The organism is Actinomadura hibisca NBRC 15177 (genome assembly GCF_001552635.1).
Taxonomy (GTDB): domain Bacteria; phylum Actinomycetota; class Actinomycetes; order Streptosporangiales; family Streptosporangiaceae; genus Spirillospora; species Spirillospora hibisca.
This window is the reverse complement of the sequence record NZ_BCRO01000081.1, coordinates 1-18581: the sequence shown is the minus strand read 5'-3', so window position 1 is coordinate 18581 and position 18581 is coordinate 1. Positions and strand designations below refer to the sequence as shown.

Sequence of the window (18581 nt, the reverse complement as noted above, 5' to 3'; positions counted from 1 at the left end):
ATCGACCTGCGCTTTCGTCAACGGTGTGCCAGTTCCTGGCAAGGCCGCCCTGACGAAAGTCGGGGTCGGTCCCAGACGTTCGGGCACTGCGCCGGGCCCGTCCCGCTCCCTAGCGTCACACCCATGATCGAGTTGCGTGAGCTCACCAAGCGCTACGGCGACAAGACCGCCGTGCACGACCTGACGCTGACGGTGGAACCGGGCAAGATCACCGGCTTCCTCGGCCCCAACGGCGCGGGCAAGTCCACCACCATGCGCATGATCCTCGGCCTGGACCGGCCGACGTCGGGCACCGCGCTGATCGACGGCCGCCCCTACGCGGCCTTCCCGCACCCGCTGCGCGAGGTCGGGGCGCTGCTGGACGCCAAGGCGCTGCACCCGGGCCGGTCGGCCCGCGCCCACCTGGTGGCGCTGGCGCGCAGCAACGGCATCCCGACCGCCCGCGTGGACGAGGCCCTGGAGACGGTGGGCCTCGCGGCGGTGGCGCGCCGCCGCGCCGGGACGTTCTCGCTCGGCATGGGCCAGCGCCTCGGCATCGCGGGCGCGCTGCTGGGCGACCCCCGCGTGCTGCTGTTCGACGAGCCGGTCAACGGCCTGGACCCCGACGGCGTGTTGTGGGTCCGGCGGCTGATGCGCACGCTGGCCGCCGAGGGCCGCACCGTGTTCGTCTCCAGCCACCTGATGAGCGAGATGGAGCTGACCGCCGACCGCCTGGTGGTGATCGGCAAGGGCCGGCTGATCGCGGACGCGCCGGTCGCCGAGGTGATCGCGCGCAGCTCCCGCAACGCGGTGCGGCTGCGCAGCCCCCGCGCCGACCTGCTGCCCCCGCACCTGCCCGACGCCGACATCCGGCGCACCGGGCCCGACACGTTGACGATCTCCGGCGTGCCGATCGAGCGCCTCGGGATGCTCTGCCACGAGCTCGGCGTCCCCGTCCTCGAACTCAGCCCGCAGGCGGCGTCCCTGGAGGAGGCGTACATGGAACTCACCGGCGGCAGCGTCGAGTACGGCGTGCGCGGGAAGGCGGACGCGCGATGACCTCCCGACCCCGCGACGGCGGGCTGCCCGGCGCGGTCGCCGCCGAGTGGACCAAGCTCTGGTCGCTGCGTTCCACCTGGTGGACGCTGGCGGGCGCGTTCGCGCTGTGCGGCCTGATGACCTCGATCCTGGCCACCGACACCGTGCACGACAACACCAACGAGCTGACCCAGGACGACCCGGGCGTGCTGGTCACCAGCGACCTGGTGGTGGCGGCGATCGACATCGTCCAGTTCGTGGTGCTGGGCCTGGCCATCCTGACGATCACCGGCGAGTACGCGACCGGCTCGATCCGCACCACCCTCCAGGCGGTGCCGCCGCGCGGCCGCGTCCTGGCGGCCAAGGCCGCCGTGGTGACCGCCGTCGTGTTCCCGCTGGGCGTCCTGCTGGGCCTGACCGGCACCGCCGTCGCGTCCGTGCTGATGGGCGAGTGGGGACGCACGACGCTCGCGCAGACCCTCGGCGACTCGCTGGCGATCGGCGCGTACCTGGCGCTGATCAGCGTGTTCATGCTGGGCGTGGGCGCGCTGCTGCGCAGCACGGCGGCCACGCTGACGCTCTCGTTCCTGCTGCTGATGGCGCTGCCGATGTTGCTGACCAACGCGGGCGTGCCGCTGGTGCGGCACGTGGGCGACGCGCTGCCGTCCGCCGCCGGGCGCTACTTCATGAACGGCGAGGACAGCCCGTACGCGCCCGCCGCCGGCCTGGCGATCCTGGTCGCGTGGGCCGTCGCCGCGACGGTGGCCGCCCGCACGTCGATGCGCCGCCGCGATGCCTGAACGGACTCTCGCCTGGCTCTCAGGTTCCGTTCAGGTCCGTCTGGTTTGGTACTTGCCATGAGAGCGAACAAGAAGACCGTGGCCGCCGGCGTCGGCGCCGCCAGCCTGCTCGGCTTGGGCCTCTACCTGGCCGTTCCCGCGGCGGCCAACCCGTCGCCCGCCCCGTCCCCGTCGGCGAGCGAGCGGCACGACCGCGCCAACCGCCATCCGGGCGACGCCAAGGGCAAGCACAAGCTGGCCCGTTGGGGCCAGCGCGGCGTGCACGGCGAGGCGACCGTCAAGGCCAAGGACGGCAAGTTCACGCTGCGCACCTGGCAGCGCGGCCAGCTCACCGCCAAGTCCGGCGCGACGCTGACCGTCAAGAGTGAGGACGGCGTGACCTGGCAGTGGACGACCGACGCCAAGACCCGCGTGGGCAAGAAGGGCGCGAAGTCGTCGGTGGCCGCGCTGGCGACCGGTGACCGGGTGATCGTGGTGGGCCAGCGCGACGGGAACACGCGCACCGCCAAGCTCGTCCGCGCGCCGAAGAAGTGAGCCAGGCGGCCCCGGGTCCCCCGCTCGGGGCCGCCTCCCCCTTCAGTCGAAGTCGTAGACGGTGACGGGCACCTCCCGGCCGCTCAGACGCTCCTCGATCAGCGGCTCCACCTGCGACCACTTGCCGCCCGCCAGGCCGCAGCCGATGCGCGGCATGTGCACCGACGCCCCCAACTCCAGGGCCTCGTCCCCCAAAGCGGCCAGGCAGCGGCCCAGCGCGTCGTAGCGGATCGGCACGCCCTTGCTGCCGCGCTTCATACCGCGCTGCCCGACCATGTTGGCGACCCAGATGTACGGCTCCACCCGCACGAACCGCACCGCGCCCAGCCCGAAGTCGTTGCGCGCCCGGTCACGGTGCCAGGCCCGGTAGTCGGCCTCCGGCTCCGGCCAGCGGCGCGAGATCTCCAGCACGAAGCCCTTGCCCCATCCGCCCAGGTCGTTGCAGACATGGGCGACCACCTTCACGCCCTTCGCCTGCGGCGAGGTGGCGTCGCCCCGGACGTAACGGATCTCCCTCACAAGCCGCACCCTAAGGGTCGCCTCCGACGGATCCATCGCGCGACGGCCCGGACGGGTGGGACGATAAAGCCCACGATGGTCGATCTTGCCGGGCCGAGGACGGGGGAACCGCGTTGCTGAAGCTGGTCGTGTCGCGAACCGCGCCGCGCGCGTACCGGACGGTGCTGGACGCGCTGCGCGCCCCGCTGCCGCCGTACGGGCCGCAGACCAAGCACATCCTCGTCGAGCCCGGCCAGTACCCCGGCACCGGTTTCCAGAGCTCGTCGGACTTCGTGCTGACGGCGGTCGGCGGGCCCGGCACCGTCACCCTGGACGGCTCCACCGACGACGCCGTCATCCGGCTGACCGGCAGCGTCACCCTCCAGGGCCTGGTCGTCCGCAACTGGAGCGCCCAGGGCAGCGCGCTGCGGGTGCCCGGCGGGAACGTGCTGGCCGAGCAGTGCGAGTTCGTCAGCCGCCCCAGGACCGTGGCCGTCAACTGCTGGGACGGCGCGACCGTGGCGCTGCGCTCGTGCGTGGTCCGCGACGGCGCGGTGCTCTACCACGGCGCGAGCGGCGTCATCGAGGACTGCGTGCTGCGCGACTGCGCCGAGAACGCGCTGACCATGACGCTGGGCAGCACGGTGACGGTCCGCGCCAGCCGGTTCGCCGACGCGGGACTGTCGGCGCTGTTCGCCGGGGAGGGCGCCCGCGTGGAGATCGAGCGGTGCACCGTCACCGACCCGGCCAACGCCGCCGTCCTGGTCGCCGACCGCGCCGACGCCACCATCCGCGACACCACGCTGGAGCGCAGCGGCGAGAGCTCGCTGGTGGTGCGGGACAACGCCACCGCGCTGGCCGAGGACGTCCGGATCACCGGCGCGACCAAGGACGGCGTGTGGGTCACCGAGGGCGGCCGGCTCACCGGCCGCCGGATCACCGTGCACGGCGGCGAGCGCATCGGCGTCAGCGTCGGCGAGCGCGGCACGGCCACGCTGGAGGACTGCGAGATCCGCGGCACCAGGGACAACGGCATGGCGATCGGCGAGACGCGCGGCACCACCGTCACCGGCGGGATCATCAGCGGCGCGGGCATCCTCGGGCTGCGCGTCATGCCGGGCGCGCGCGTCATGGTGACCGGCACCACGATCTGCGACAGCGGCCTGTTCGGCGTGGAGGCCGACCGGGACACCGACGTGCTGCTGCGCGACTGCACGATCACCGGCAACGCCGACCGCGGCGTCGTGACCTCCCGCGACGCCCGGTTCCGGATGCAGGGCGGGTCGAGCGAGCACAACGGCGGCCCCGACCTGACGGGCTTCGAGGACGTCGCGCAGGTCCGCACCGCCACCGCGGCCGGGCCGCAGCCGGTCGTGCACGAGCCGGTCCCGGCCCCGGACCCGTCCGCCAAGACCCAGGCGACGCCGCGCCCCGCCGGACGGGCCGAGGCCGCGCCAAGCGGCGACCCCTGGTTCGCCGAACTGGAGGCGATGATCGGCCTGGCGGCGGTCAAGCAGCAGATCAAGAAGATCGCCAACCTCCAGAAGATCGCCGAGCGGCGGCGGGAGGCGGGCCTGCCGCCCGGCCCGGCGATCAGCCGCCACATGGTGTTCGCGGGCCCGCCCGGCACCGGCAAGACGACCGTCGCGCGGCTGTACGGCACGATGCTGGCCGCGCTCGGCGTGCTGGACGGCGGCCAGGTCGTGGAGGTCAGCCGCTCGGACCTGGTGTCGGAGAACGTCGGCGGCACCGCCATCCAGACCCGCGAGGCGTTCGAGCGCGCCAAGGGCGGGGTGTTGTTCCTCGACGAGGCGTACACGCTGTCGCGCAAGTCCAGCGGCACCGACTTCGGCCAGGAGGCCATCGACACGCTGGTCAAGCTCATGGAGGACCACCGCGACGAGGTCGTGGTGATCGTCGCGGGCTACACCGCCGAGATGCGCGCCTTCCTCACCGCCAACCCGGGCCTGAAGTCGCGCTTCTCCCGCACCATCGACTTCGAGAACTACAGCCCCGCCGAGCTGGCCGACATCATCGAGGCGCACGCCGAGCGCGACGGGTACCGCATCGCCCCCGAGACGCGCGAGGCGATCGTCGCGCACTTCACCAGCGTGCGCCGCGACGCCGACTTCGGCAACGGCCGCGAGGCGCGCCGCATGTTCGAGGCGGCGGTGGAGCGGCAGGCGCAGCGCCTGGCCGAGGAGGACGACCCGTCGGTGGAGAGCCTGACGCTGATCCTGCCCGACGACCTGGACGTCGCGGCGGGCCTGGCCGCCCGGTTCGGCGAGGCCCGCGACCCCGAGCAGGTCGAGGCGGTGCTCGGCCGGCTCACCGCGATGATCGGGCTGGCCGAGGTGAAGGCGCAGATCCGCGACCTGCTGGCGCTGCTGGAATCGGCGCGCCGCCGCCGCGAGGCGGGGCTGGAGGCCGACCCGGTCACCGGCCACCTGATCTTCGCGGGGCCGCCCGGCACCGGCAAGACGACCGTCGCGCGGCTGTACGGCGAGCTGCTGGCGGCGCTCGGCGTGCTGGCCGGGGGACAGGTCGTGGAGGCGGCGCGCGGCGACCTCGTCGGGCAGTACGTCGGGCACACCGCCGCGCAGACCGGCGAGGTGTTCGAGCGGGCGCGCGGCGGGGTGCTGTTCGTCGACGAGGCGTACACGCTGTCGCGCGAGACGGGCGGCGGCCACGACTTCGGCCAGGAGGCCATCGACACGCTGGTCAAGCTCATGGAGGACCACCGCGACGAGGTCATCGTGATCGCGGCGGGCTACACCGACGAGATGACGGGCTTCCTGGCGGCCAACCCGGGCCTCGCCTCACGCTTCGCGCACACCATCACGTTCCCGTCGTACCAGGTGGACGAGCTGGCCGAGATCTTCGCGGCCAAGGCCGGGGCCGCCGACTACCGGGTGCCGGACGAGACCCGCGCGGCACTGTTGACGCACCTGCGCGCCGAGCGGGCCCGCTACCAGCAGGGCAACGCGCGCGAGGTCGACAAGCTGTTCCGCGCGGCCGTCACGGCGCACGCCCGCCGCACGGGGCGGCTGGCGGACGGCGGGCGGCGGCTGAGCGCGGAGGAGCTGTCGACGTTCACGCCCGAAGACCTGGCGGGCTGACCCGCCGCCCCGTCCGGCCCGGCATCGTCAGCCGACCTGGGATCAGCCCGGCCTGGGGTCAGCCCGGCACCGCCTCGCCGGGCAGCACGGTCGGAGCCGCGCCCACCACGGCCTCCAGCGCCCGCACGACCACCGACGACCCGTCGGCCACCACGATCGACCGGTCCGGCACCGTCACCCAGTCGTCGCCGTCGTCGTGCGGCTCGCTCGCCACCAGCACCCCGCCGGGGGCCTTGCGGTAGCAGAGCGTCTCGGCCCACGTCGTGGCGACGGCCCGCCGCCCGTCCGTCGCGAGCATGTTCAGGCAGGCGTTGGGGTCCAGCGCGACGATGTCGTACAGCAGGTCCTCGATCGTGACGTCCAGCGGCCGCCCCGCCTCCAGGCGCTGCCACAACACCGCCGCCAGGAACGCCGAGTCGCACCCCGACTCGGGGATGCGCCCCGCCTCCAGCAGCGCGCCGGTCTTCTCCACGTTGAGGTGCCCGTTCAGGCTCAGCAGGATCTGGCCGTCGGTGAACGGCGCGTTGGCGGTCTCCTCGATCGGCATGCCGGGGCTGGCCGCGCGCGCCGCCGCCAGCACGCACCGGGACTCCACCTCACGCGCCAGCGCCGGGAAGGTGGCGTCCTCCCAGATGGAGGTGGTGGTGCGGTAGACCGTGGCGGTGCCGGGGGCCGGGTGCCAGCCGACGCCGAAGCCGTCCTTGTTGACCAGTCCGATCTGCTGCCACCGCGGCACCTTGGCCTGCTCGACGAGCCCGTATCCGGGGCCGTACACCAGCGCGTGCAGGTTCGTGGGCGCTCCGACCCAGGCAAAGTGACGGCACATCTAACGGGGGCTCCTTCGTCGGGGGACGACTGTCGCCGTCGTCGTTCCCTTCACATGCCCCGCTCACACGCCATGCCCCTGTAGCCACAGTTCCAACAAGGCGACCTGCCACAACTGGCTCGCGCCTAGATTTGTGCGGTGCGCGCTGGGCGCGTCCATCAGCTGTTCCAGATATTCAGCACGGAACAGACCACGCGCCTTAGCCGCGGGTGCGTTCAACGCCTCGCGCACGAGCTCCAGATAAGGGCCGGACAGATGCCGGATGGCCGGGACTGGAAAATAGCCCTTAGTACGGTCGATGACCTCGTCTGGGACGATGCCGCGCGCGGCGTCCTTCAGCACGCCCTTACCGCCGGAGGCCAGTTTCAGGTCCGGCGGGCACGCGGCGGCCAGTTCCACTAGGTCGTGGTCCAGGAACGGCGTGCGGGCTTCCAATCCCCACGCCATCGTCATGTTGTCCACGCGTTTTACGGGATCGTCCACCAGCATGACGGTGCTGTCGATTCGCAAGGCCGCGTCCACGGTCGTAGTCGCGCCCGGCATAGCAAAATGCTCACGGACGAACTCACAAGCCGCATCGTGGTCCAACAAATAGGACGGGCGCAGAATCTGAGCCAGCTCCCCATAGGAACGGTCGAAGAACACCGTCGCGTACGCGTCCACAGCGCCGCCCCGCGAAACCCCGGCCAGCGGCGGATACCAGTCGTACCCAGCGAACACTTCATCAGCGCCCTGCCCCGACTGCACCACCTTGACGTGCTGCGACACCTCCTGCGACAGCAGGTAGAACGCGACCACGTCGTGGCTGACCATCGGCTCGCTCATCGCGCCGATCGCACCGGTGAGGGCGGGCAGGAGCCGCCTGTCGTCGATGCGGATCTGGTGATGATCGGTCCCGAACCGCTCGGCGATCAGATCCGAGTAGACGAACTCGTCGCCCGACTCGCCCCCGGCCTCCTGGAACCCGATGCTGAACGTGCTGAGCCCGCGCTGCCCGGCCTCGGCCAGCAGTGCGACGATGAAGCTGGAGTCCAGCCCGCCCGACAGCAACACGCCGACCGGGACGTCGGCGACCATCCGCCGGTCGACGGCGGTGCGCAGCCCTTCCAGGACGGCGGTCGTCCACTCCTCTTTCTCCATGCGCTGGCCGCGCGTGAAGTCGGGCCGCCAATACACGCGGTCATCCGTCCGTCCATCCGGCCGGATGACGCGCACCGTCGCCGGAGGCAGCTTCTCGACGCCCTTCAGGATCGTGCGCGGCGGCGGCACGATCGAGTGGAACGACATGTAGTGGTGCAGCGCGACCAGGTCCAGGTCGGTGTCCACGCCGCCCCCCGCCAGCAGGGCGGGCAGCGTGGACGCGAAGCGGATGCGGGACGCGTCGCGCGTCACGTACAGCGGCTTGATGCCGAGCCGGTCGCGGCCCAGCACGACCATCCCGGAATCGCGCTCCACCAGCGCGAACGCGAACATCCCCTTGAAGTGATCGACGCAGTCGAGCCCCCACCGGTGGTAGGCCTTCAGCAGCACCTCGGTGTCGGAGGTGGAGAAGAAGCGGTAGCCCTCCGCCCGCAACGTCTCGCGCAGCTCGCGGTAGTTGTAGAGGCAGCCGTTGAAGACGCCGGTGACGCCGATGTCGTTGTCGACCATCGGCTGGGCGCCCGCGTCCGACAGGTCGATGATCTTCAACCGCCGGTGCCCGAGCGCGACCGGCCCGGCCGACCAGAGCCCCGCCCCGTCCGGGCCGCGCGGCTCCATCACCGCGGTCATCCGCGCGACCGCCGCGGCGTCGGCGCTCCCGCCGTCCAGCCGCACCTCGCCACTGAGCCCGCACATTCTCCATTCCCCCTTGTCAGCGCATCAACCAGGTGTCCTTGGAGCCGCCGCCGCGCGAGGAGTTCACGACGCGGCTGCCCTCCGGCGCGACCCGCGTCATGGCGACCTGGAGGACCTCCGGCTCGGGACACAGCGCCACGAACGCCCGCAGATCCACCGCGCGGGGACGCAGCCGCCCGTCCACGAACGTGGGATGCGTGGACAGCCGGACGGTCTCCTGCGCGATCCAGCCCGCGGGCTCGGCCAGGATCTTCTCCCGCACCTCGGCCAGCTCGACCTTGGAGGCGTCGGGCCCGATCAGCACACCGTTGCCGCCGTAACCGTCCACCGGCTTGACGACGAGCTCCGCCAACCTGTCCAGCACCTGCTCGCGCTGCTCGGGATCGCGGCACAGATACGTGGGGACGTTGTCGATCAGCGGTTGCTCACCGAGGTAGTACTCGATGAGCTTCGGAACATAGGCGTACAGCGCCTTGTCGTCCCCGACGCCGTTCCCCGGAGCATTGGCGAGGCGCACCGCACCACGCTCGATCGCGGCGCGCAGCCCCGGGCCAAGCGGACGGCCGTCCTCGCCGACCGCGTCGAACAACTCGTCCTCGTCGATGCGCCGGTAGATGACCTCGATCCGGCGGCCGTCCGCCCACACGCCCGACTGATCCGCCCGCAGCTGGCAGGGCGTGAGCAGCGGAACGCTCATCTCCCGGGCCAGCAGCTCGTGCTCGAAGAAGGCCGAGTCCCCCTCACCCGACGTGACGAGCGCCAAGCCTTCACTATCGCCGCCCAGCGCCTCCCGCAGCGTGTTGACCGCCCGAACAGGACTGGGCGTAGGCGCGGCGCGGACCAGCTCAGGCAGAACACGCGCAGCGAGCCACCGGTTGGCCAAGGCGTAACCGATCCCCGAGGGCACCCGAAGGTTGTCCTCCAAAATGGCCCAGCGCCCTGCCCCGTCCCGCACCAGGTCAACACCCGCAACGGCGATCCGAGCGACCGACTGAGGCACAAGCCGCCCATCTGCCTTCATTCCGGGCGAATCATCCACAGCCCAAGCAGGCAACACCCCGTCGTGCACGACCTGCCGCCCGCCATAGGCGTCGTGCAGGAACGCCTCCAATGCCCGCACACGCTGGATCAGCCCGGCCTGCAAGGGCGTCCAGTCCTCGGCGGCCACGATGCGCGGAATGACGTCCACCGGGAAGAGCCGTTCCTCTTCACCTTCCACCTGGAAGGTCATGCCCAGCTGGCGCTGGACTTCATCCCGCCGCCGCTCACGTTCGAGCAGCCCGTCCCGGCCCATGCGGTCCAGGGCGTTCATCAGCAGGCCGTAGGGACCCCGGGCGCTGCCGTCGAAAACAACGGCCTCATCGACCTCGGTGTCGTACCCGGACAACATCTCGGTGACGTGCCGACGCGCGGGCCCGGCCCCAGCCGTCCACTCGGTGTTGGCCCGAGTCTCGGCCAAGAGAAGCTCAGTAACCCGCCCAACACCCCCCTCAGCGAAGGCGGCGCGCTGCCGAGCAGCGGACCCACCGCTGCGCAGCACGTCCTCGGTCAGCTCGGCGACGAGATCCCAGTCGCCCAGCCGCTCCAGCGTGGGCCGCAGCGCGTTCACCATGCCGCGCACGTACTCGGGCGCGGCCATCGGCACCCCGTCAGTGCCGATCAGCTCGCTCTCCAGGCCGGACCGGGCCGCCCGCCAGGTCATCGCCCGCACCATCTCGGGCCGGACCGACGGCGCGGGCCGCCCGGCCTCCGCGCCCTCCAGCTCCTCGATGACCATGGCGCGGAACAGCCCCGCCAGCAGCACCACGTCGGTCACACGCGGGCAGGCATCACAGATGCGCAGCTCAACCGTCGGCAGATGCGCCGAAGGCCGCACGTCGAAATAGATCATCCCCGGATCGGTGATGACCCCGGACCGCACCAGATCAGCCACAACCCGGTCGTACTCAGCAGCCGACCCATACTCCCCAAAAGGCCCAGCCGTAGGCCACCGCGACCAGATCAGCGACCGATAGCTGGCATACCCGCTGTCGGCGCCCTGCCAGTACGGCGAGCTGGCCGACAACGCCAGCAGCGCGGGCAGCCGCGGTCCCAGCCGATGCGCGACGGCGACCGCCAGATCGCGATCCCCCACGTCCACATGAACCTGGGCGCCACAGATCAGTTGCTCGCGCGCCAGAGCCTGGTATTCCTCCAGCATGTTCTCGTAGCGGGGATCGGGCGTGACCTTGAGCGCCTCCAGGTCAGCCACGGGCACGGTGCCCGCCGCGACGATCCCGAGCCCGAGCGGCTCGGCCGCCGCGACGACCCCGCGCCGCAGCGCCGCCAGATCCTCGGCCAGGTCGACCAGCCGCACGAACGGCCGGCTGTTGGTCTCCACGACCGAGCGCTGGAGTTCAGCGCCGAACCGGTCGGGAGGAAGCTGTTGCAGCAGGCTGTCCGCCCGAGGCAGCAGCCGATGCGTGTCCAGGTCGACGGTGTGGAACTCCTCTTCGACACCGACGGCCACCACTTCTGCACGGTCGCCCATCACGCGAGCGTAAGTGCCCCTTGTTACGCGGAAATATCACATGGAGGCGAAACTGTTTCAGTCTTTTGGGGCGCGAGACTGTCAGAGTGATGCTTGAGGACGACGGGAAACTGTACGAGCTCCTGGCCTTCTACGCGGTGCCGGACGACGCGTGGAGCGTGGAACTGACCGACCTGACCGACGGCCGCCCACTCGCGCACACGCTGATCCCGGACGAGGACCCGGGCCGCCCGTGCGAGGTGCGGACCCTGGCGCCGGACATCCCCGTCGAGGTGCTGAGGCACTACCTGGTGACGGTGGCGGAGATGGGCGTGGCCGCAGGCCGAAGCCTGGAGAACACCAGAAAATGACGAGGATCTGATCACTGCATGGTCTGGACGATCTGGATGAGGTTGCCGCAGGTGTCGTCGAACACAGCGGTGACGACAGGCCCCTGCTCCAGCGGCTCCTGGACGAACCGCACCCCGAGCCCCTGAAGCCGAGCGAACTCACCAGCGACATCCTCGACAGCAAAGGAAGCCAGCGGAATCCCGTCCCCCACCAGCGCCTCCCGATAAGGCCCCACAGCCGGATGCCCAGCCGGCTCCAACAGCAGCTCGACCTCCTGCCCAGGCGCAGCAACCGTCAACCAGGAAGTACCCTCCCCGAGCGGAACCTCGGTCCTCTTCTCGAACCCGAGGACCTCGGTGTAGAACCGCAGCGCCTCAGCCTGGTCGTCCACGAAGACGCTGGTCACGTAGAGCTTCACGTTTCCTCCTTGAGCCACCGCTCGCCGATCTGCCGAAGCGGCCCGACATCGAGGTAGTGGAACTTGTAGCGCCCCTCTTTGCGGACGCCGACGAGCCCGGCCTCCTCCAGCACGGCGAGATGCTGCGAGATGGCCTGCCGAGACGACGCGACACCGTGCCGCATCGTCAAGCGGGTGCAGATCTCGAACAAGGTCTGCCCGTCCCTCTCAACGAGCTCGTCAAGAATGACCCGCCGCGTAGGGTCGGCCAACGCCTTGAAGAGATCGCCCACACCCCCACCATAGGCAAGCAACGACTTGCCTATCAACCCCCGAGCTGCAAAATCCGCTCCCCCAACCGCTCCTCAGCCCACTCGACCTCAACCTCAAGATCGACCCAGACCCGATCCCGCCGCCGAACCCCCCAGACAGCAGCCCAGGAAAAGACCCCAAGCAGCAGAACCCGCTCCCCAACAGGCGGCCGAACAGACAGAGCAAACGCAACAGCAAACCCAGCCGCCCCGTCCCCCTCGACAACAGCGACCCGCCCCCGAAGCAACATCCACTCAACAACCGACCCCTCAACCTGCCGGTTAAGAAGATCAGCAACCTGCTCCCGAACAGCCGCAGCAGGCTCATCCCCAACCCACCCCAGCGGCACATCCCGCAACACCCCGAAGTCGTCCCCCGGCGGCCCATACCGCTCGTTCCGCCGATACTCCCCAGTCAGAGCACCGCCGTCATCAACCTTCCACCCACCCCGAACCGCAGCCGCCGGCACGAACCCCCCAGGATCATCAACCCAAGCAGGATCAACCTCGTAAACCCACCCCCCAGGCCGAGCGGCAGCAGCAGCGACCAACTCAACAGGCGGCTCCCGCCGCTCCCCGGCACCAACACCCACGAAGCCCCCAACCCACACCCACCCAACGGAAGCCCGACGATACTGACACCCCCCACAACCAGCCACGCCCCCACAACAACCGCTCGGTCCCAATGAGCAACCGACACAAGCCGGCGGAAGAAGCAGCCGAGAACCGGCGATCTGAGAGACCTCGAAGATCCAAAGCATCCGCCCACGCCCGACCCCGAAAGCCCGAAGGCGCCCAGACGCACGCCCTTCCCTGGGCGCAGCAGCCTCGGCCACCGGTGCCCCACCCAGCGCTGGAGCGGACCGCCCGAGCTCCGGAACACCATCCCGCCGACCTCGACGGTGATCCTTCAGCACCGCGGCCCACGGCTCCAGGAACGAGCGAACTGCACTTCGCAGCCGTACATGAAATGACGAAGGCCCTCTCCGCCTTGCGGAGAGGGCCTTCGTTCTGCTGTGCACCCGAAGGGATTCGAACCCCTAACCTTCTGATCCGTAGTCAGGTCAGGGCTGTCCATACTCATCCAGACCTGTCCTCTGACCTGCACTAAGGCCGCTCCTCGACGCACAACCGTCCAAGGTCATCCAGAGCCGTTGTTAGCGCCTCCGTTAGCAGCCCACCTCGCCGCAACCCCGATCCGGAGTAAATGATCGCGCGAACGATCGTCATGTGTGACAGACAGTCTCGCGCGATCATGCACTCCGGCCCGCGAGGAGTCCAGAGGGCGGCGCGCCCTTTGGTTCGAGTTCGCCCAACCCTCCTGACCACGAGGCTGCCCCGGCTCGCCGCCCGATTCCGCGAGCGCCGCACCACAAGCTTCACCCTCCTGCTCTGCCAAGCACGTCTGAGATAGGCAGCAAAGCTTATTTTGACTACATAGAGTTACGAATCATGCGCAAATATAATATCAGACCCCTTCTTTGCTTGTCAGTGCCAGCCTTAGATACCAGCAACTGGACAAGACTCGTCTTCGCTCCGCCCCAGAGAGGCATGATTTGCATGAGGCTGTGTGACTTCGTCAGTAACGAAGGGGTACCCTGTGGACGAAAGCACACCGCAAACGGTTGGTGTTCAGCCCACTACCAGCAGGAAGTGCGTGGCAGGGAGCTTCGCCCCATCCAGATCCGAAGCAACAGCCCCGAGACGAAGCACTCGCCAGCCGAGAGAACTTGTGACACCAAAAAGTTATCGCCTGTTGAGTCCCCCGAGACTCCAGCTATCTGCAACGAATGTCCTGTCAGCGGCTGTGAGTCACGGATGACTGGATGGATCCGCGACGACATCCCCATACCTGTGTGCGATAAGCACCGTGCGATGGTCCACCATATCTTTGGAACTGATCGAGAGAATCTAGTCACCAACCTACTCAGAGCCTACTCAGAGGGTCGCCGCCACACGCGAGGGATCACTTATCTTGTACGGCTCCCAAACGGGAACGGCAAGATCGGTTGCGTAACACGTAGCGACTCTGAGCAACTCGCCCATCGGCTCAATGAACTCGAACTTGCCTTCGGAGGCGAAGTTGAGCTACTTGCCACGGTTGGGGGTGGTGAATCGAAGGAAGCTGAGCTTCATCACCTCCTCCGCCCGCACAGGCTCACCTCTCTCCTCAAGGAGCAATTCGAGCTAGCAGCAGTTGAACAACTCGCCTCAGAACTTGGCGGCGTCCGGGCAAGGGGAAGGGAAGCAGTACGGCGCAAGGCAGAGATCCAGCGTAGTCACAGGTGGCCGCAGAAGCTGGAAGGCTCTGGTCTCACTCCCCTGGTTAGATCGGTGGGGTAACTCGCATCCGGAACCTTGGAGACCTTAGCCTGGGAGCCAACGAGGGGCTAGAACCCCTAACCTTCTCTTTACAAGAGATAGGCAGCACAACCCGGCGGTCTCCCGCCGCGGCTCTAAAAGTGTGTGGGGCCGTACGCAGTCAGAAGCCTCTGTAGCTGTACACCACTGTACTCTTGCGGCTCTGACCTGCTCTGACCTGGCTCTGTCCGCTGTTCTCCGTGCAACGCAAAAGTGCAGCTTTCTTCATCGACAGTGGCCGACATATCTAACAGCGAGTAACAGGACTGGTGAGCACTCTCCAGAGTCGGACAATTTACTCACCTCGCCGGTCCGATAGCTTTAGTTCAGACAGGTTCGGGCGGAGATAGATGGTCAAGATCCAACTCTTCAGATCGCCGGTAACGGTCAAAGGTGAACTCATCCTCGGCCAGTACCTCGGCCTCGATCGACGCAACCGCATCGCTATACCGGTCATCTGACTGGCCCGAAGCATAGCACTTCTCTGCCAGTGAGTCGCCAAACATTTGCCAGAGGTGAAGAAGATCCGGGCCCGTCTTCGCTTCAACAAGCTTTTGAGCAACCTCGGCCGGCTGGCGAGATAGGGCGCCTTCCGTGTAAGCCCAGCGACTGAGCTGATCAGGTATAGGAGTCAACGGGTCCGCGAGCGTCGGCAGGACTCCCGGCTTGACAATAATCAGCAGGACTAGCTCAAGGGGAGGCGTCTGACGCCAACCCCCTACGCACTCCAATCGTAGAGTCGTCACTGAATCCATTATTTTCCCAATAGGACTGGCCCTCTTCGCCGCCTTGCTCTGCAGCAATTCTTGCAAAGGACGGATCCACGAGTATATCTCGTCCGGGAAGGGAAATCGCGAGAAGCGACGCCCTACCGCCCTTCCAAACCATCCGCCTGCATCATCACCTTCAGGTATTCCTGGCTTTCTACCAAGGGAAGCGAGTTGCGCCTTGGAGATCGTGCCAATGACTTCGAGGTCAGCAACTAGATTTGCCTCGATCATGGGAAGAGCAACAAAACGAGGACGCTTCCCTGCAACTACCTCCTTGTAAATCTGTGGCGACAGTTCTCGAATAGTGGCGAGTTGAACGGTGAGGCGATCAGCCTGAACAAGGTCGCAGGTTTGAGATATAACGACGGCGCCAAAGGGGGTCTTAGTCGTTTCTATCGCTCCATCATCACCAATCACTGGAATTGACTTTACTGAGACAATGTCACCTTGACGAAAGAAGCGCATGCGCGACTGCGTCAGCTTTGCATCGCACTCGCCTTCTCGGGGGAAGTCAGCAGTGTCCACCTTTTCTCGCAAGCCACCTTTCAGAGTCCGATTATTCAATCATCTCGATCATGCCTAGCATCAATAAGCGCCTCCACTCGGAAAGAGCTACCAGTGATGGGATCGCCACGATTTACGAGAGATCGCAGGATGTCAAACATGCTACGTCCATCGTCGCGGGGAGCCAGCAATTTTGCGCGTCGCACGGCTGGCTCGGTCGCTGGGAGGCTCTGGATCACTGATGTAAGCATGGCAAGGCGTTCGGCATGGCCAGCACTGATTCGGCCCCCCACAGCCCAGTGATGCAATGCACGGCGGCTAACGCCGAACAGACGGCTGAGTTGTTCCCATGTAAGACCAGATTCTTCATGCAGTCTAATTACGGAACTAGCCAGATCGTTCTCTGCATCGACATCCTCGTCCTTTGTTGCTGGCGGCCAATGAACTCGGCTTGGCGCTACCGGTTTGGCATCAAAATTGCCAGAAGAAGTCCAGTCGGTAACATTGCGGATTGCCGATAGAGGCTGCTGGGTTCCTACACTCGTTACAGTCGAGCCGCTCAAGGCTACGACGATCATCCCACCGGTAATCAACCAGACGCCAACACGTGCTTTGTCCTGGCTATTTTCTCCAGCTCCTATTGAGACTTGCCCTCCAGTCGGGATACCGCCGATGTTAGAGAACCCGTCCATTAGGACCCCCTGAAGTGATCGATGAAGTGATCGGTGACCATCCATCGAAACATTCGATAAGCTTGCTCGGCAAGCTCTTTTGTTTTCAGCTCTATTTCTCGAGGGGCTGATGACATTCGTTCAGTCGTAAAACTGTCGAGATCGGCGATCCAGCTAGGTCTATCGACTGGAGCGAGTGATGGGTCAAGCACTGCGCGGGCTGGCAACAGACCCCATCTGACCTGAATGGACCTACCTTTGAGGTGGAATAGAGCATCACACAATGCGTGACCTTGAGTCACGTTTGAGGGGAGGGGTATTGCTGCCCCACCCATAACTGCTGGCTCAAAGAAATCTTTGATTCGCTCGACCAGGTCAGCTTGCTCGATCCTGTTCGTGTACCGAATTCCCAGTCGCTCAATAAATGGCATACTGACAATGTCGAAAAAGACTGCCAATGCCTTATTGAATCTGGCGACGAAGTCTGTACGCCCTTCGTATTGAGAAGTCTCAATAGCGAGCGATCCGGAAGCTATAGTGACAGTCCAGCATTCATCGAGACTGCGGATGCGCCAAATAGGAACCTCTTGCTGCTGCTGCGCTATTGATCCCGGAGAAACGATTAGGCTTATTTCCTTGCTCTCTTCAAGAAGGGGATAATCTTCCGACATCTTTGACGTAAATTGCCGGATTGTCGCAGGGTCATCCAGTGCGGTGAGGCGGGGGAAGCGAACCTGGGCTAGTACGCGAACTAGCGGGGCGTGTGCAAGGGGAATCTCTTCGATGGGGTGATCATCGAAGGGGCTGAGCCAGCGCGGAGCACTCATGCTTCACACCGTACTTCACACTCTCGGGTCTGCCTAGCTAAATCTGGAGACTATGGATGAACCAAACCTTGTTCAGCATGTGTGATTGCTAAGACATGGCCTGACCTGGCCGCTTGCTAGATCTTTGGTCTCTTCGAAGGCGGTTGCGCGACGCGGTGCGGCGGGACCGGACGGAACAGGCCGCATGCCCGGCGTGCCGGGGCGGGCGGCCGCCGGCGGCCGCGTAGCGGGCGCCCTTGAAAACATAGAGAAAGTTCTCATCCAGCCCTCCGGTCCTGCTGGTCTCAGTTGATGAGTCTGCGGAGGGTGGTGCGGGTTTGGTCTGCGAGGCTGGCGGCTGCGCCTAGGCGGTTGTCGATCGTGGCTGTGATGCCTGGTGGTGGGTCTTCTGTCAGGGTGCTGGTGTAGTGGTCCCAGTGGGACAGCTTCCAGCGGTCGCGTGGGGCGTCGCGGGTTTCGATGTATTCGTGCATGGTGTCGATGTCGCTGTTGATCCACACGGCGGCGACTTCTACGCCTCGGCCCTGGCACCGGTGGGTGAGGCGGTCCAGCCATCCGGGGGTGTGCAGCTCGGTGATGAACGGGGCCGCCAGGATCATCGACACCCCGCAGTCGATGTTGCCGTGGGCGGCGCTCATCAGGCATCGGTATTCGTGCGGGCGGACCTCGGCCCGGTAGAAGTCGGTGTGCCGGTCGTGCGGGTCGCCGCCCAGCGAGAGCAGCAGGCGTTCGGTCATGCGGCGGGTCAGGGCGTCCTTGTCCAGCACCGCCCAGCCGGTCAGGTCCGACAGGAAGCGGGCGAACTCGGTCTTGCCCGAGCCGGCGTAGCCCCCTACCAAGACCAGGATCGGGCGGCTTCCCGCGTTGGTGGCCGCGCGGGCGTGCAGGGCGCTGGCGATGCGGGCCTTCAACGCGTCAGCCTGAGGGAAGAACGGCGACAGGTCGACGGGCAGGGAACCCGTCTCCGAGTCGGCTCCTCGTGCCCATGCCGCCTTGTGCTCCAGGACGGCCAGTGGAACGCCGTAGCCGCGGGCGATGTGGGGAAGCCAGTCGTCAGGGACGCGTCCGCCGCGCTCCCATCGGGAGATCTCGTTGCGGGTCAAGGTGCTGGAACCTGACAGGTCGCACAGGAGCGCTGCGGCGGCGCGCTGGCTGCGGTCTCCGCGTAGCCGAGCCAGGTAGGTGCCGAACTCCTTGCGTCGCTGAGTGGTCATCCAGTGGCCTCCCGGCCTTCCAGTCTGGCCCCCTCC

Annotated in this window: 15 protein-coding genes; 5 read left to right on the top strand and 10 right to left on the bottom strand. The window is 67.1% G+C overall.

Annotated elements, in window-relative coordinates:
* The first annotated feature begins 123 nt into the window (after positions 1–123).
* From AH6_RS32480 to AH6_RS32470, 3 genes are read left to right on the top strand one after another with little or no spacing between them, the layout of a single operon-like run.
* The gene (locus AH6_RS32480; protein ID WP_067487866.1) at positions 124–1038 is read left to right on the top strand and encodes an ABC transporter ATP-binding protein; all 915 of its coding nucleotides are present in this window, start codon (positions 124–126) and stop codon (positions 1036–1038) included.
* A complete protein-coding gene (locus AH6_RS32475) occupies positions 1035–1817 on the top strand; it encodes an ABC transporter permease (RefSeq protein WP_067487864.1) in 783 nt (260 codons plus the stop codon). Before AH6_RS32480 ends, AH6_RS32475 begins: the two co-directional genes overlap by 4 nt.
* A gap of 57 nt (positions 1818–1874) precedes the next feature.
* Complete coding sequence (locus AH6_RS32470; protein WP_067487862.1) at positions 1875–2351, top strand: hypothetical protein; 477 nt, start codon at positions 1875–1877, stop codon at positions 2349–2351.
* 42 nt (positions 2352–2393) lie between these two features.
* Here the strand turns inward: AH6_RS32470 and AH6_RS32465 are convergent, their stop codons facing one another.
* On the bottom strand, positions 2394–2870 hold the full coding sequence (locus tag AH6_RS32465; protein ID WP_067487860.1) for a macro domain-containing protein: 477 nt from the start codon (positions 2868–2870) through the stop codon (positions 2394–2396).
* 113 nt (positions 2871–2983) lie between these two features.
* On the opposite strand from AH6_RS32465, the gene AH6_RS32460 reads away from it, so the two are divergent.
* Entirely contained in the window at positions 2984–5968 is a 2985-nt protein-coding gene (locus AH6_RS32460; protein WP_067487858.1) for an AAA family ATPase, read from the top strand.
* A gap of 58 nt (positions 5969–6026) precedes the next feature.
* On the opposite strand, the gene egtC is transcribed toward AH6_RS32460, so the two are convergent.
* The 3 genes from egtC to AH6_RS32445 form a co-directional block, all read right to left on the bottom strand.
* Positions 6027–6794: an ergothioneine biosynthesis protein EgtC gene (gene egtC / locus AH6_RS32455; protein ID WP_067487856.1), complete on the bottom strand. Its 768-nt coding sequence runs from the start codon at positions 6792–6794 to the stop codon at positions 6027–6029.
* Between the two features lie 63 nt (positions 6795–6857).
* A complete protein-coding gene (locus tag AH6_RS32450; protein WP_067487853.1) occupies positions 6858–8630 on the bottom strand; it encodes an N-acetylglutaminylglutamine amidotransferase in 1773 nt (590 codons plus the stop codon).
* A 16-nt stretch (positions 8631–8646) separates the two neighbouring features.
* A complete protein-coding gene (locus AH6_RS32445) occupies positions 8647–11160 on the bottom strand; it encodes a carboxylate--amine ligase/circularly permuted type 2 ATP-grasp protein (RefSeq protein WP_067487912.1) in 2514 nt (837 codons plus the stop codon).
* Between the two features lie 89 nt (positions 11161–11249).
* Here AH6_RS32445 and AH6_RS32440 point away from each other — a divergent pair, with 89 nt between their 5' ends.
* A complete protein-coding gene (locus AH6_RS32440; RefSeq protein WP_067487851.1) occupies positions 11250–11510 on the top strand; it encodes a hypothetical protein in 261 nt (86 codons plus the stop codon).
* Positions 11511–11521: 11 nt separating this feature from the next.
* Here AH6_RS32440 and AH6_RS32435 read toward each other — a convergent pair whose 3' ends face one another.
* The 6 genes from AH6_RS32435 to AH6_RS45500 form a co-directional block, all read right to left on the bottom strand.
* On the bottom strand, positions 11522–11908 hold the full coding sequence (locus AH6_RS32435) for a VOC family protein (protein ID WP_067487849.1): 387 nt from the start codon (positions 11906–11908) through the stop codon (positions 11522–11524).
* Positions 11905–12180, bottom strand: coding sequence for an ArsR/SmtB family transcription factor (locus AH6_RS32430; RefSeq protein ID WP_067487847.1), 276 nt, complete (start codon positions 12178–12180; stop codon positions 11905–11907). The genes AH6_RS32435 and AH6_RS32430 overlap by 4 nt, the downstream gene beginning before the upstream one ends.
* A 2705-nt stretch (positions 12181–14885) precedes the next feature.
* Entirely contained in the window at positions 14886–15854 is a 969-nt protein-coding gene (locus AH6_RS44325; protein ID WP_157431863.1) for a hypothetical protein, read from the bottom strand.
* A gap of 35 nt (positions 15855–15889) precedes the next feature.
* A complete protein-coding gene (locus AH6_RS44320; protein WP_157431862.1) occupies positions 15890–16525 on the bottom strand; it encodes a helix-turn-helix domain-containing protein in 636 nt (211 codons plus the stop codon).
* Positions 16525–17331, bottom strand: coding sequence for a TIGR04255 family protein (locus tag AH6_RS43010; RefSeq protein ID WP_083983696.1), 807 nt, complete (start codon positions 17329–17331; stop codon positions 16525–16527). The genes AH6_RS44320 and AH6_RS43010 overlap by 1 nt, the downstream gene beginning before the upstream one ends.
* A gap of 284 nt (positions 17332–17615) precedes the next feature.
* Entirely contained in the window at positions 17616–18545 is a 930-nt protein-coding gene (locus AH6_RS45500; RefSeq protein WP_067487845.1) for an AAA family ATPase, read from the bottom strand.
* Positions 18546–18581 lie beyond the last annotated feature (36 nt).

Coding starts and splice junctions, on each gene's coding strand:
- AH6_RS32480 (WP_067487866.1), top strand. CDS start 124: ATGATCGAGTTGCGTGAGCTCACCAAGCGCTACGGCGACAAGACCGCC.
- AH6_RS32475 (WP_067487864.1), top strand. CDS start 1,035: ATGACCTCCCGACCCCGCGACGGCGGGCTGCCCGGCGCGGTCGCCGCC.
- AH6_RS32470 (WP_067487862.1), top strand. CDS start 1,875: ATGAGAGCGAACAAGAAGACCGTGGCCGCCGGCGTCGGCGCCGCCAGC.
- egtC (WP_067487856.1), bottom strand. CDS start 6,794: ATGTGCCGTCACTTTGCCTGGGTCGGAGCGCCCACGAACCTGCACGCG.
- AH6_RS32450 (WP_067487853.1), bottom strand. CDS start 8,630: ATGTGCGGGCTCAGTGGCGAGGTGCGGCTGGACGGCGGGAGCGCCGAC.
- AH6_RS32445 (WP_067487912.1), bottom strand. CDS start 11,160: ATGGGCGACCGTGCAGAAGTGGTGGCCGTCGGTGTCGAAGAGGAGTTC.
- AH6_RS32440 (WP_067487851.1), top strand. CDS start 11,250: ATGCTTGAGGACGACGGGAAACTGTACGAGCTCCTGGCCTTCTACGCG.
- AH6_RS44320 (WP_157431862.1), bottom strand. CDS start 16,525: ATGGACGGGTTCTCTAACATCGGCGGTATCCCGACTGGAGGGCAAGTC.
- AH6_RS43010 (WP_083983696.1), bottom strand. CDS start 17,331: ATGAGTGCTCCGCGCTGGCTCAGCCCCTTCGATGATCACCCCATCGAA.
- AH6_RS45500 (WP_067487845.1), bottom strand. CDS start 18,545: ATGACCACTCAGCGACGCAAGGAGTTCGGCACCTACCTGGCTCGGCTA.